Annotated in this window: 13 protein-coding genes; 4 read left to right on the forward strand and 9 right to left on the reverse strand. The window is 60.1% G+C overall.

Annotation, left to right across the window (positions count from 1 at the left end):
• The first annotated feature begins 3 nt into the window (after positions 1-3).
• Positions 4-1,077 (forward strand): putative urea ABC transporter substrate-binding protein, encoded by a 1,074-nt coding sequence (locus NAV33_RS01055; protein WP_255976025.1) that lies wholly within the window; start codon positions 4-6, stop codon positions 1,075-1,077.
• 223 nt (positions 1,078-1,300) lie between these two features.
• Positions 1,301-1,912 carry a TetR family transcriptional regulator gene (locus NAV33_RS01060; protein ID WP_255976027.1) on the forward strand — a complete coding sequence of 204 codons (612 nt, stop codon included), beginning with the start codon at positions 1,301-1,303 and terminating at the stop codon, positions 1,910-1,912.
• On the opposite strand, the gene NAV33_RS01065 is transcribed toward NAV33_RS01060, so the two are convergent.
• Together NAV33_RS01065 and NAV33_RS01070 are read right to left on the reverse strand one after the other, a co-directional pair.
• Positions 1,901-2,311 carry a VOC family protein gene (locus NAV33_RS01065; protein ID WP_255976029.1) on the reverse strand — a complete coding sequence of 137 codons (411 nt, stop codon included), beginning with the start codon at positions 2,309-2,311 and terminating at the stop codon, positions 1,901-1,903. The genes NAV33_RS01060 and NAV33_RS01065 overlap by 12 nt on opposite strands.
• Positions 2,312-2,584: 273 nt before the next feature.
• On the reverse strand, positions 2,585-3,325 hold the full coding sequence (locus NAV33_RS01070; protein ID WP_255976031.1) for an SDR family NAD(P)-dependent oxidoreductase: 741 nt from the start codon (positions 3,323-3,325) through the stop codon (positions 2,585-2,587).
• Between the two features lie 161 nt (positions 3,326-3,486).
• On the opposite strand from NAV33_RS01070, the gene NAV33_RS01075 reads away from it, so the two are divergent.
• Positions 3,487-4,134 (forward strand): TetR/AcrR family transcriptional regulator, encoded by a 648-nt coding sequence (locus tag NAV33_RS01075; RefSeq protein WP_255976033.1) that lies wholly within the window; start codon positions 3,487-3,489, stop codon positions 4,132-4,134.
• Here NAV33_RS01075 and NAV33_RS01080 read toward each other — a convergent pair.
• From NAV33_RS01080 to NAV33_RS01090, 3 genes are read right to left on the reverse strand one after another with little or no spacing between them, the layout of a single operon-like run.
• Positions 4,121-5,098 carry a saccharopine dehydrogenase family protein gene (locus NAV33_RS01080; protein ID WP_255976035.1) on the reverse strand — a complete coding sequence of 326 codons (978 nt, stop codon included), beginning with the start codon at positions 5,096-5,098 and terminating at the stop codon, positions 4,121-4,123. The genes NAV33_RS01075 and NAV33_RS01080 overlap by 14 nt on opposite strands.
• On the reverse strand, positions 5,095-5,496 hold the full coding sequence (locus NAV33_RS01085; RefSeq protein WP_255976037.1) for a VOC family protein: 402 nt from the start codon (positions 5,494-5,496) through the stop codon (positions 5,095-5,097). Before NAV33_RS01085 ends, NAV33_RS01080 begins: the two co-directional genes overlap by 4 nt.
• A gap of 17 nt (positions 5,497-5,513) precedes the next feature.
• The gene (locus NAV33_RS01090; RefSeq protein ID WP_255976039.1) at positions 5,514-6,257 is read right to left on the reverse strand and encodes an SDR family NAD(P)-dependent oxidoreductase; all 744 of its coding nucleotides are present in this window, start codon (positions 6,255-6,257) and stop codon (positions 5,514-5,516) included.
• 138 nt (positions 6,258-6,395) lie between these two features.
• Here NAV33_RS01090 and NAV33_RS01095 point away from each other — a divergent pair, with 138 nt between their 5' ends.
• On the forward strand, positions 6,396-7,289 hold the full coding sequence (locus NAV33_RS01095) for an AraC family transcriptional regulator (protein ID WP_255976967.1): 894 nt from the start codon (positions 6,396-6,398) through the stop codon (positions 7,287-7,289).
• A 173-nt stretch (positions 7,290-7,462) separates the two neighbouring features.
• Here the strand turns inward: NAV33_RS01095 and paoC are convergent, their stop codons facing one another.
• The 4 genes from paoC to NAV33_RS01115 all read right to left on the reverse strand — a co-directional run bounded on the left by paoC (position 7,463) and on the right by NAV33_RS01115 (position 12,445).
• Positions 7,463-9,670: an aldehyde oxidoreductase molybdenum-binding subunit PaoC gene (gene paoC / locus NAV33_RS01100; protein ID WP_255976041.1), complete on the reverse strand. Its 2,208-nt coding sequence runs from the start codon at positions 9,668-9,670 to the stop codon at positions 7,463-7,465.
• A gap of 3 nt (positions 9,671-9,673) precedes the next feature.
• The gene (locus NAV33_RS01105) at positions 9,674-10,630 is read right to left on the reverse strand and encodes an FAD binding domain-containing protein (protein WP_255976044.1); all 957 of its coding nucleotides are present in this window, start codon (positions 10,628-10,630) and stop codon (positions 9,674-9,676) included.
• A complete protein-coding gene (gene paoA, locus NAV33_RS01110; RefSeq protein WP_255976046.1) occupies positions 10,627-11,286 on the reverse strand; it encodes an aldehyde dehydrogenase iron-sulfur subunit PaoA in 660 nt (219 codons plus the stop codon). Before paoA ends, NAV33_RS01105 begins: the two co-directional genes overlap by 4 nt.
• Before the next feature lie 274 nt (positions 11,287-11,560).
• Positions 11,561-12,445, reverse strand: a complete 885-nt coding sequence (locus NAV33_RS01115) for a helix-turn-helix domain-containing protein (RefSeq protein ID WP_255976048.1) — start codon at positions 12,443-12,445, stop codon at positions 11,561-11,563.
• Between the last annotated feature and the right edge of the window lie 100 nt (positions 12,446-12,545).

Consider the following 12,545-nt stretch of genomic DNA (forward strand, 5'->3'; position numbering starts at 1 on the left):
ACCATGCAAACAAACACCTTCAAGCGAGCGCTTTGCGCTGGCGCGGTCATTTTTGCTGCCCTGAGCCCCTTAACCGCACAGGCTGAAACTAAAAAGTCGTTCGATATCGCCTGGACCATCTATGCCGGCTGGATGCCGTGGAAGTACGCCGACGAGTCGGGAATCATGAAGAAGTGGGCCGATAAGTACGGGATCGAGGTGAACATTACCCAGGTAAACGACTACGTCGAATCCATCAATCAGTACACTGCAGGCCAGTTTGACGGTGTGGTCGCCACCAGCATGGACGCCCTCTCGATCCCCGCCGCAGGAGGCGTCGACACCACCGCGCTGATCGTGGGCGACTACTCCAACGGCAACGACGGCATGGTGATGAAGGACAGCGCCGATCTGAATAGCCTCAAAGATCAGCAGATTCATCTGGTTGAACTCTCGGTCTCTCATTACCTGCTTGCCCAGGCGCTGGACAGTGTGGGCATGAGCGAACGCGACGTCCAGGTCGTGAACACCTCCGATGCCGATCTGGTAGCTGCCTTCAACACCGAGGATGTGCGCAACGTCGTGACGTGGAACCCGCTACTGGATGAAGTGGCTGGCATGCCCGGCGCGCACAAAACGTTCGATTCCAGCCAAATCCCCGGACATATCAAGGACCTGACCATCGTCAACAGCGAAACCCTGGCCGACAATCCTGATTTTGGCAAAGCCGTGGTCGGCGCCTGGTACGAGGTCATGGGCATTCTGGAGAGCGACACCGAGAAAGGCGCCAAGGCCCGCGCTATGCTGGGTCAGGCTTCAGGTACCGATCAAGCCGGATACGAAAGCCAGCTCAAGGGCATGAAGATGTTCTGGAAGCCGGCCGACTCGCTGGCATTCATTGAAAGTGACGAGGCGTATAAGGCGATGGACAGCGTTCGCCAATTTTCTTTCGATCACGGACTGCTCGGCGACGGCGCCGACTCGGTGGTTTTCATCGGTATTGAGATGCCGGGAGACAAGTTGCTGGGATCGGACGCGAACGTCAAACTGCACTTCGATACCACCTTCATGCAGATGGCCGCTGACGGAAAGCTTTGACCCGACCCGCTCTTTGTCCAGGAAAATAAGTACCCATAGCGCCCCGGACGGGTTATCCACCGGGGCGCTATAAGCTCGGCACGAGCGCTTGAACCAATTTCCGTAGGGCCGAATTTATTCGGCCGCAACCGATGCCTGTCTGCCGGCCGAATAAATTCGGCCCTACGATTCAAGCTTGCACGGTAGACCGAAACCGATTTCGCTTACCTGACCGACCACGACCATGCGCCGTACCAAAGAAGATGCCGAACAGACCCGCCTGAAGATCATCGCCGCGGCCTTGGCGCTGTTCAGCAAGAACGGCTACTCCAACACGACGCTAGCCATGATCGCCGATGCGGCGGGCTTCAGCCGCGGACCGATTTACTGGCATTTCAAGAACAAGGACGAGCTGTATCAAGCGGTACTGGGATTTTCCCAAGAGCCGCTGGAACAGCTGATCGAACAATGCCGCGGCATGACGGAGCAGCCGCTGGTTGCGATTGAACACTTCATCAGCGAATGGTTTCGCCTGCTCCTGGAAAACCGCTGGCATCGGCAATCATTCGAGATTCTGCTGAATAAGACGGAATTGACCGGTCAGATGGCTGACACCATCAAGCGCGAACGCAAGCTCACCCGCAATATTGTGCAGTTGCTTCAGCAGCTGATCGAGGCATGCGATGACGGGTTCGCTGAAACAGCCGAGCCGCGCGCGCTCTTTGTCTATTCCAGCCTTATGGGGATCACCCACAGCTGGCTGTTCTCGCCGCGCCTGTTTCGGCTGAAGGATCGCCAGCACCTGTTTACCAAACAGCTTCTGGCGTCGCTTGAATCCAGGCACTTAGGTCGTTAGCTGGCAAACCGCTTCCAGGTTCACTCCGTCAGCATCTAGTACATAGGCGGCGTAGTAATCGGAGTGGTATTGGGATCTGATACCCGGTGCCCCGTTGTCCTGGCCGCCTGCGGCCATGGCTGCTGCATGAAACGCGTCGACCGCTTCATGACTATGTGCGATCAACGCGATATGGGCCCCGTGGCTGGGAACGGGAGCATCGTGTAGCCAAAGGAACGGCTTATCTACTGAACCGAACCCCAGCCGCCGGGGGGTCGATTGAGGGGGATCGGCCTCGATGCTCATCATCAATGTGATCCCTAGCGGCTCAAGAGCCCGCTCGTAAAACGCGCGCGCATGCAAAATGTCCGAAACGCCAATGCCCATATGATCGATTGCCGATCCAGCAAATTCACTCATCAGGATACTCCGTAAGATGCCGATGGCTCGGCAGATTGGTAGGGCTCGCCACCCGTCAACAACTTGTTCGCCCGTGGCGGTTCAGCTTCAGCCACGCGGTCGAATAAATTCGACCCTACGGACTTGCGGCTGGACGAGTCGGGCGCGTGCCTTTATACGCCGCGCTCGTCGTTGGGGGCGAAGCGGTACTGGCTATTACGCGGCGTAGTCGTGTCGGGAGCCGGCTAAGCATTCTTCGAATTAATGGAAGCTCAGCGTGTGAGCGATGCCCGTTCAGACCTGAGAAGCCCCACCGTCGGCGAACAGCTCGGCGCCGTTGACATAGCTCGACGCATCGCTCGCCAGGAAGAGCGCGGCCTGGCCGATCTCGTGCGCCTGGCCGATCCGTCCGAGCGTGCTCTTCTCTTTGAATACATCGATCACCTGCTGCGCGTTTTCGCCAAGCACGTCGCGCAGTGACGGGGTGTCCACCGGACCGGGGCTGAGCAAGTTGATGCGTACGCCCGAGCCTTTGATGTCGAGAATCCAGCTCCTCACCATGGCGCGCAATGCGGCCTTGGTGGCGCCGTAGACGCTCATGCCAGGCCCGGGATTGATCGAGGAAGTCGAGCCGATGATGACGACGCTGCTCCCCTCACCCATCAACGGCAGCGCCCCCTGAACGGTAAACGTAGTGCCTTTGACGTTGGTTGCGAACACCCGATCGAAACCCGCTTCAGTGATTGCCCCCAGAGGCTCGACTTCACCCATCCCGGCATTGGCGATCAATACATCAATACGGCCATGGACTGCCCTTATGTCCGTGTACAGATCGGCAAGTTCTTCAGGGCTCGAGATGTCGGCCCGCACGGCAGAAACATTCCCACCGAGGCGACTCACGGCTTCGTCGAGCTGAGGTTGGCGGCGCCCGGTGATGATCAGGTCCGCGCCCTGGCTGGCGAACGCTTCGGCGATCGCAAAGCCGAGGCCCGAAGAACCGCCAGTGACCAGCACAACCTTGTTTTTGAATTGCATGAGAAATACCTCAATGAGTGAATATGTAGCGAACACTACATGGAGCCATGGTTACCCGCAAACTATTTAGCGATCACTAAATTCAATCGACCAGGCAAGAACGTATTTGAACTTGCATGTAGCGATCGCTACAGTTGTCGTATCAACCTCGAGAGACAGCCATGAACGAAAAACCCAGGCAGCGCCGCCCCGCCTTCGACCGGGAGCGAGGGATAGCCATCGCGCAGGCACTGTTCCATCAGCGTGGATTCGACGCGGTCAGCCTGGCTGACCTGACCGAGGCGATGAACATCAAGCCACCGAGCTTCTACGCCGCCTATGGCAGCAAGGCCGAGCTGTTCGAGCGTGCAATGCATCGCTACGCCGGTGAAAACGCGCTCCCGATGGACAGGCTGCTGGCACCGGATCGCCCTCCTGCGGAAGCGCTAACCTCACTACTGGTTGCCGCTGCGCAGCAGTACGGGCGAGATAGCGCTTTGCGTGGCTGCCTGATCACCGAAGGCATGCGCGCGGACGATCCGGTCGCTCGAAACACGGCCGAGAAATTCGGCGACGCCGGAATCCAGGCGATCCGCCGCTACCTGGATCAGGTATGCCCGGACGCCGCGCAGGCGCTGGCTGACTACATGCTGATCACCCTGCGGGGGCTGTCTGCGGCAGCATGCAGTGGCATGTCCAGTGAGCGCCTGGTGGACGTGGCGCGGATTGCCGGCAGGCTGCTTGCCCATGAGCTCAAGGCAAGCGACAGTGCTGCGGATTCCGGAGCCACCGAGCATGGCCGCTACCCCGGCAGAATCAGCGACCAGTGATAGCCGTACCGGCGATGCTCTCGGCGAACCCGACGCCCAGCAGCTTTGCTGGCGTCTCGAAACCCGGCCGCCGTTCGCCACTCATTACCCGGCGTGCCGCCTCTACTGCCGCAAGCGGCGTGTAGGTGTAGCCATTGACGGTTTCGATCACTGAACGCGCGACAGTGCCGTCAGCGCCGGTCACCTCGGCTACTGCTCGGGCGCGATGAGCTTCACGTTGTTGCGCGTCCGGACCCTCGGGCCCCTGTGAGAGGTCTCCTTCTGGGAAGGGATCGCCGGAGAAATGCACAAACATTGAAATGTTGGGAATGCTGGTAGAGTGCCAGCCGGTGACCAGGTCGCCGAAAGACAGCGGCGCGCACAGTTCCAGGCCGTCGCCAAAATCGAAGTGTCGCGGTTGCGCATCAGGTGTTGCCACAAGCTGCCCGTCAATCCGAGCCAGAAGCCCCGCACCAATGATTTCGCTGACACTGCGGGCCGATCCACGCGACATAGAACCCGCGACCTGAAGCGCAATGCTAAGTGACTGCGGATTCTGCACACGGCGAGCAACATGCACCGCGAGGCAGTCCGTCGGCACCACGTCCCAGCCAACGCCAGGCAGCAGCATGACGCCCGACTCGGCCGCCTCAGCGCCCAATCGCTCAGCCAACCGGTACACATTGATCTCGGCCGTGATATCCAGATAGTCGACACCAGCCTTGATACAGGACCGCATCAAGGCATCGGCTGTCTGCGCGAAAGGCCCAGCGAAATTCACCAGCACGCCGACCCCTTTGAGGGATTCGGCCGTCCGGGCATCAGGTGCGAACACGCGATAAGGAACGTCCAGCTGGGCAGCCAGCACGCGCAGTTTGTCGTGATTGCGCCCGGCAATCACGATATCCAGCCCCTGCGCTACGGCATACTCGGCCGCCATGCGCCCCATGTAGCCGGTTGCGCCATAGATCATTAACGGCTTCATTGGACGTGCTGCCAGTTCTTGTAGACGAATTCCAGGCTGTAGCCGTCTGGATCCAGGACGTTAGCGGCGTAGTAATTCGGGTCGTAGTGCAGACGTGCGCCCGGTGCGCCATTATCGACCGCGCCATGGGCCAACGCGGCCGTATAGGCAGCTTCAACTTGGGCTTTGCTGTTTGCTACAAAACCGACATGCACAGCGCGGCCATCAACGTCACCCTTGCGCAACCAGAAAAACATACGGCCGTTGGCGCCGAAGCCTTTCAGGTCCGGATGCCCAGGTGGGCCGTCCTTACCGTCGTAGTCCAGGCGCGCTGTGATATCGAGCGGCAACAAGGCCGCTTCGTAGAAACGGATGGAGCGCTCGATGTCGCTCACAGACAGAAAAATATGATCCAGCATGACAGGTCCTCGATTGCTCAGATGATGTAGCCGCCCGCGACTTCAATTGACTGGGCATTGATCCAAGCGCCCTCTTCCGACAGCAGCATGACGATGATCCGAGCCACATCTTCTGGCTCACCGACTCTGCCCAACGCTGTTTGCGCAGCCAGCATCGCCTCGAACTCGTCATTGAGCCCGCCACCCAACTCGGTTCGAATCGCTCCAGGGGAAACAGCGTTAGCACGGATGCGCCGACCGCCGAACTCCTTGGCCATATAGCGCGTGAGGACCTCCAGGCCACCCTTGAACGCCGCATAAGGCGCCACCCCAGCCGTGGCCACGCGGGTGGTGGCACTGGTCAGGTTGACGATGCTGGCGTTTGCTTCCAGCAGTGGCAGCAAGGCCTGCGTCAGGAAGAAAGGTCCTTTGAGATGAACGTTGAACAGCCCATCGAACTGCGCCTCGCTGACCGAGGCCAAAGGATTGAACAGGCCGTAACCGGCGTTATTTACCAAACCGGCGAGCGTGCTTCTGCCCCAAGTATTCTGGAGTGTAACTAGGACGGCCTCCCGGAACGCCTCGAAACTCCCCACATTCGCCACGTCAAGCTTGAGCGCAACGGCCTTGCCGCCCGCTTGCTCGATGCGTCGCACCACCTCATCCGCGGCGTCCGGATGCTGGTTGTAGGTGAGGATGACGCCCATGCCGTGGCGAGCGGCGTGTTCCGCTGCACTGGCACCGATCCCTCGACTGCCTCCGGTAATGACGATAACGCCCATGACGTGCTCCATGACTGGTTGAATGAGCCTCCACACTAAGGGGCGCTGTCATCGCGAACGCAGCCGTTCCTACTCGAAACCTGCCTGTTTCTGCTTTTTGCTTGCGCTGCGCCTGTTCCGCCATTCAGCATGGCCAGCATGAACGACCAACTAAACGAACTCCGCACCCTCGCCGCCAAGGCCGAAAACCGCCGCACAGAGACGGGCATTCCGCGTGTCGCCATGGTCCAGGGCAAGATTCCCGAGCATATGCTGGCGGCGGTCTATGACCCGATGATCAACCTGATCCTGCAGGGCAGCAAAACCATGACCGTGGGCGACAGTACGCTGCGGTACGACCCGGCGACCTATTTCGTCATGTCCATTGAGCTACCCGCGGTGGGCACGGTGCACCCTGCTGCAACGGGCGAACCCTACTTGGCGGTCAGCCTGACGCTCGATCCCACCGTGTTATCCACGCTGCTGGCTGACCTGCCTAAACCTGCTGATCGTCATGAAGGCGACCCTGGTTTCTCGGTGGCCGCCGTCACGCCCGAGCTGATGGATGCCTGGGTGCGGCTGTTGCGGCTGATGGGCAATCCCGACGCCATCGCGGCCCTGGCGCCTGCGTACGAACGCGAGATTCTGTTTCGCGTGCTGCAAGGCCCGCACGGCTGGATGTTGCGGGAAATCGCAGCACCGGATACCGCCATATCCCGCGTTAACTTGGCCATTCAGCGGATCCGTCGAGATTTCGCAGAACCCATCAGGGTTGAAAGCCTGGCGCAGGAAGCGGCAATGAGCGTCTCGGCCTTTCACCGTCACTTCAAGTCGGTGACCACCTTGAGCCCGGTGCAGTATCAAAAACGTGTTCGTTTGCTCCAGGCGCGAATGCTTATGGTGGCGAGCGGCAAAAATGTCACGGCTGCGGCATTCGAGGTGGGCTATGAAAGTCCTACGCAGTTCAGTCGGGATTACGCGCGGGTATTCGGCCTCCCTCCTGCCAGCGATACACGAAGAATTCTCGGGGAAACAATCGCATCCAGAAACTAACGGGCGGAAAGAGACGCCAAACTCCAAAGGTTTCAGATTCCAAAATGACTAGCGAAAGGCCGCACGTTGATGCCAACGTGCGAATAGCTAAACGCCTGGATCATCCCGTTCCGATAAACACCACCGGCCACGCCCACGCTTCGAACATTAGCTTCCTAAACCGGCTTGCAGGCTTATACAGCCTGCGGCATATCGCCGAGGAGCTTGTCCAAGGTCACTGGATAGTCGCGAACGCGCACGCCAGTGGCGTTGTAGATTGCATTGGCGACCGCAGCAGCTACGCCACAGATGCCCAGCTCACCGACGCCTCGGGCTTTCATCGGCGAGGACAGCGGGTCCTCCTCGTTAAGGAACACTACCTCCTGATGCGGGATGTCCCCGTGGACGGGCACTTCATAGCCGGCGAGGTCGTGGTTGACGAAAAAGCCGTAGCGCGTGTCGACGGCCAGCTCTTCCATCAACGCAGCGCCTACACCCATGGTCATGGCACCGATGATCTGGCTGCGCGCGGTCTTGGGATTGAGGATGCGCCCGGCCGCGCAAACGGCGAGCATGCGTCGAACGCGTACCTCGCCCGTATGGGCGTGTACCGCGACCTCGACGAAATGGGAGCCGAAGCTTGTGAGACGGTATCGCTCATCGAGCTCACCAAACTCAATGGTGTCTTCACCAACTAGGTTGCCATCGGCTGCGGCTTCAGCCAGCGATACCCGGCGCTCACCCTGCCGAACCTCTCCGTCCTCGAACACCGCCTGGTCGATATCGAAACCCAGCTTCTGCGCAACCGCGGTACGCAGTTTCACGCAGGCCGCATAGACACCGGAGGTCGAACTGTTGCCACCCCATTGACCGCCGGAGCCGGATGACACCGGGAACGTCGAGTCGCCCAGTTTGACCACGACCTGTTCAAGCGGCACACCCATCATCTCTGCAGCGGTCTGGCCGATGATGACGTAGCTACCGGTGCCGATATCGGTCATGTCGGTCTCGACCGTCACCATGCCGTTGCCGTCGAGTCGAACCCGGGCGGCGGACTTTGTCACAGGGCTGTCGCGGAAGGCGCCGGCCATACCCATACCGATCAGCCAGGCGCCCTCACGCCGAGACGCCGGCTGCGCGACGCGCTCGCTCCAGCCGAACCGACGGGCTCCCTCGTTCAGGCACTCGATAAGCTTGCGCTGAGAGTAATGGCGTTCGGGATGCTCTGGGTCCACCTGGGTGTCGTTGAGGATGCGGAAGTGAACCGGATCAAGCCCGAGCTTCTCGGCCATCTCGTCCATTGCAACTTCAACCGCCATTGACCCTGGCGCATCACTGGGCGCTCGCATTGCATTGGCTTCAGCCAAATCAAGTGCTGCCAAGCGAGTTTGGCTCATGCGGTGAGCGCCGGCATACATCGGCCGAGAGTAGCGCACCCCAGCTTCCGCATTGTCTGCGTTCAAGTCACCTGACCAGTTCTCATGACCAATGGCTGTGATTCGTCCGTCTTCGGTTGCTCCGATGCGAATGCGCTGGATAGTGGCCGCCCGGTGCGTGGTGTTGTTGGCAATCAATGGCCGGCTCAACGCGACCTTTACCGGCCGTTCAGCGATACGAGCGCCCAGTGCGGCTAATAGCGCGTCAGCCCGCAAGAAAAGTTTCCCGCCAAAGCCTCCACCGATAAAAGGCGAGATCAGGCGGATATTTTCCGGAGGAATCTTCAGCGTTTTCGCCATGTCTTGGACGCCCCACTCGATCATCTGATTGGAGGTCCAGAGCGTTAGCCGATCTCCTTCCCAAGCCGCCATCGAGGCGTGAGGTTCCATCATGGCGTGGGACTGGTCGGGCGTGGTGTAGGTCGCATCGAGCTGCACGGGGGAATCGGCAAAGGCGGAAGCGAAGTCGCCCACTGCCGTGTCCGCCGGGCCGCCCGTGATTTTTTCGGGTTTGACGGCAATGTTTTTTGCCGCTTCCAGATCGAAGGTTCCGGGTATGCGTTCATATCTGACCTGCACCAGCTCCGCCGCGGCACGCGCCTGCTCGAAGGTTTCGGCAACCACCAGCGCCACCGCTTGATGATAGTGCTCGACTTCCGGCCCGCCGAGCAGCTTGGCATTGTTGCGATCACCCTTGCCCAACGAACCCGCATTGTCGGCAGTCACGATGCTGATGACGCCTGGCGCACGGCGCGCATGGCTCAGATCGATAGAGGCGATGCGGCCTTTGGCGATCGCAGAGCCGATCACGTGGCCGTAGGCCGGGTTGCTGACCTGATTATGCCACTCGTAGGCGTAGGTCGCCGTTCCCGTCGTTTTCAATGGTCCGTCGATACGGTCGACGGGCTTGCCGACCACCTTTTGCCGATCGATCGGGTTTTCGCCTGCAGCTGTTTCGAATTTCATCGCTTAGCCCCTCGCTTCTGCCAACACGGCACCGAGCGTGCGCTGGGCCAATGTGAGCTTGAATTCGTTGTGATGAGTGGGCCTGGCGTCTGCGAACAGACGCTCGCTGACCGCACCCGCGCCACTGGAGAGCTGGGCCTCGGCATCCTCCATCCGCCATGGCTTGTGGGCCACGCCGCCGAGCGCGACCCGCCCACTGCCGTCCGGCTGCACAACCGCGGCGACCGACACCAGGGCGAAAGCGTACGAGGCCCTGTCGCGCACCTTGTGATAGAAATGCGCGCCGCCGAGTGGCTTGGGCAGCGTGACTGCCGTGATGAGCTCACCCGCCAACAGCGCGTTTTCGATATGCGGGGTGTCGCCTGGCAGGCGATGGAAATCGGCGATCGGGATGCGCCGTGTTGCCCCATTGGGCCGGACCGTTTCCACCGTGGCATCCAGTACTCGCATCGCCACGGCCATGTCGCTGGGGTGGGTGGCGATGCAGGCATCGCTGACGCCAACTACCGCGAGCTGGCGGCTGAAGCCTTTCAGCGCGCCGCAGCCACTGCCGGGCTGACGCTTGTTGCATGGCTGATTGGTGTCGTAGAAGTATGGACAACGGGTGCGCTGAAGCAGGTTTCCAGCAGTCGTCGCCTTATTGCGCAGCTGACCGGACGCGCCAGCCAGCAAGGCGCGGGACAGTACCGCGTAATCCCGCCTGACTCCCGTGTCCGCCGCCAAGGCGGTGTTGCTGACCAGGGCCCCGATGCGGATGCCGCCCTCAGCAGTGGATTCGATCTTGTCCAGTTTCAGACCGTTGACATCGATCAGGTGCATCGGCGTCTCGATTTCGAGCTTCATGAGGTCCAACAGGTTGGTTCCGCCGGCAATGAAAATGAACTTGGCTCCGGGCGTCCGCGCTGCACTAGCGGCCGCGTCAGCCGGAGACTCAGCGCGCTCATAGGTGAAGGATTTCATGCGCGCCCTCCAGCCACTTCGCTTATGGCATCGATGATGTTGGAGTAAGCGCCGCAACGACAGATATTGCCGCTCATGCGTTCACGCAGCTCGTCCGCGCTGAGCGGCGGCGCCGCGGTAATGTCGCCGCTGACATGACTCGAAATGCCCTGCTTGATTTCATCGAGTACGGATACCGCCGAACAGATCTGGCCCGGCGTGCAGTAGCCGCACTGATAGCCGTCATGTTTGACGAAAGCTGCCTGCATCGGGTGCAGCTGCTCCGGTGTGCCAAGCCCTTCGATGGTGGTGATCTCCGCATCCTGGTGCATGACCGCAAGGCTCAGACAACTGTTGATGCGCTGGCCGTCGACAATCATGGTGCATGCGCCGCACTGCCCGTGATCGCAGCCTTTCTTGCTGCCGGTCAGATGCAGGTGCTCGCGCATGGTGTCGAGCAAAGTGGTGCGATTGTCCACCTCCAGTTCTCGGCGTTTGCCATTGACTACAAAGGAGACTTTCGAGGTGACTGTTTTCCGGACAGGCGAATCATTGTCAACAGTCTGGGCCGGTGCCGCCAAAGCACGCATGGGCACAGCACCGAGTACCAGAAGGCCTTGGCTCAACGCCAGGACCTCCCTGCGCGAAAAACCGTTGTCGTCTCTGGAGTCACTCATGTTCATCTCCTTCACTGTCACGTGCTGATTGAAGGTGGATGGCTCAATGAGCCTTAGAACTGCCGCTGCCGTCGTAGGCGACACGGACATCGTTTGACACTAGACCCAGAGAGAACGGAATGATTACCCAGCGTTATCTGCATTGGGCTATAGCTCTTTGCCCATCCATGGTGGATATGGCGCCATGATTTTTACGCGCTATGGCGCTGCGCGGCGTTCTGCCAAGCCTTATTCATCGCTCAACGCCGGCAAAGCCGATGATCCGGGTGCGCACTCAGTCATCTCGCTTGAATGCGCCCCGGAACTCGCTGGGTTTGAGACCGGCCTGTTTGCGAAAGAAACGGCTGAAATACGCGGTATCGGCGAATCCCAGGTCGCGCGCGACCTGTTGGATATCGAGGCTCGTATAAGCCAATTGACGCTGCGCCTCACGAACGATGCGTTCACTGACGATTGCGCTGGGTGCGACGCCAGCCTCGGCGCGGCAAACGCGGCCCAGCGTGGCCGTCGTCATTCCGAGGGCCTCGCTATAATGTCCGAGCGTCCAATGGCTGCGAAAATGCTGATCCACTAGTTCGCGAAACCGCCGCAGTACAGCAGCCCGCCGGCTTTTGCCAGGTCGCGGAGCGGTATTGATGGACGCGTCCAGCCGCGCGGCTTGAATTAGCAACGCCAGCAATAACGAGTGGCCCGCCGCAATGTTGCCCCGTGCTTCACTTTTCGCTTCCGCCTCGATCAGCTGAATCAACGGCCAGATCGGCTCGCAGCCGTCGGCTTGCCAGGGCAAAGGCACAACGCTGGGGCGTTGCAGAAAGCCCAGCAAACCGGGCGCGACAATCCGCGCCATCGACTCCAGCGGCCGTTGCGCAGCGGTAAAGACCGGCCCGTCCGTGTCGCGGTGATAACTGAACGCGTGCACCGTACGGTTCGGCAGAACCAGCATGCTCGGCCCGGCGAAAGGCAGACGCTGGTTCTCCAGTGAAACTTCGCCGCCTCCGCTGCGGATATAGAACAGCTGCAGCAAGGCGTCGTGCTGATGAGGCTTGATCTCCCATAGGTACTGCTCGCTGCGTTCGTTGATCCACTCGCAGTGCAACATATTGCGCCAAGCGGGCTGCGCGATTTCGCCATACAGGCCGTAGTTGGGGATTCGCTTCATCGTGCCTCTGATTACACAGTAAGAGGATCGCAAACGCCGCGATCAACTGACCGTACACTCGGATTAAAAGTGACGTGATTGTCCGGTTGGTTGTTCGATT

The organism is Stutzerimonas stutzeri, from assembly GCF_024448715.1.
GTDB lineage: Bacteria > Pseudomonadota > Gammaproteobacteria > Pseudomonadales > Pseudomonadaceae > Stutzerimonas > Stutzerimonas stutzeri_AR.

Coding starts and splice junctions, on each gene's coding strand:
- paoA (WP_255976046.1), bottom strand. CDS start 11,286: ATGAGTGACTCCAGAGACGACAACGGTTTTTCGCGCAGGGAGGTCCTG.
- NAV33_RS01060 (WP_255976027.1), top strand. CDS start 1,301: ATGCGCCGTACCAAAGAAGATGCCGAACAGACCCGCCTGAAGATCATC.
- NAV33_RS01075 (WP_255976033.1), top strand. CDS start 3,487: ATGAACGAAAAACCCAGGCAGCGCCGCCCCGCCTTCGACCGGGAGCGA.
- NAV33_RS01065 (WP_255976029.1), bottom strand. CDS start 2,311: ATGAGTGAATTTGCTGGATCGGCAATCGATCATATGGGCATTGGCGTT.
- NAV33_RS01055 (WP_255976025.1), top strand. CDS start 4: ATGCAAACAAACACCTTCAAGCGAGCGCTTTGCGCTGGCGCGGTCATT.
- NAV33_RS01115 (WP_255976048.1), bottom strand. CDS start 12,445: ATGAAGCGAATCCCCAACTACGGCCTGTATGGCGAAATCGCGCAGCCC.
- NAV33_RS01090 (WP_255976039.1), bottom strand. CDS start 6,257: ATGGGCGTTATCGTCATTACCGGAGGCAGTCGAGGGATCGGTGCCAGT.
- NAV33_RS01095 (WP_255976967.1), top strand. CDS start 6,396: ATGAACGACCAACTAAACGAACTCCGCACCCTCGCCGCCAAGGCCGAA.
- NAV33_RS01105 (WP_255976044.1), bottom strand. CDS start 10,630: ATGAAATCCTTCACCTATGAGCGCGCTGAGTCTCCGGCTGACGCGGCC.
- NAV33_RS01070 (WP_255976031.1), bottom strand. CDS start 3,325: ATGCAATTCAAAAACAAGGTTGTGCTGGTCACTGGCGGTTCTTCGGGC.
- NAV33_RS01085 (WP_255976037.1), bottom strand. CDS start 5,496: ATGCTGGATCATATTTTTCTGTCTGTGAGCGACATCGAGCGCTCCATC.
- paoC (WP_255976041.1), bottom strand. CDS start 9,670: ATGAAATTCGAAACAGCTGCAGGCGAAAACCCGATCGATCGGCAAAAG.
- NAV33_RS01080 (WP_255976035.1), bottom strand. CDS start 5,098: ATGAAGCCGTTAATGATCTATGGCGCAACCGGCTACATGGGGCGCATG.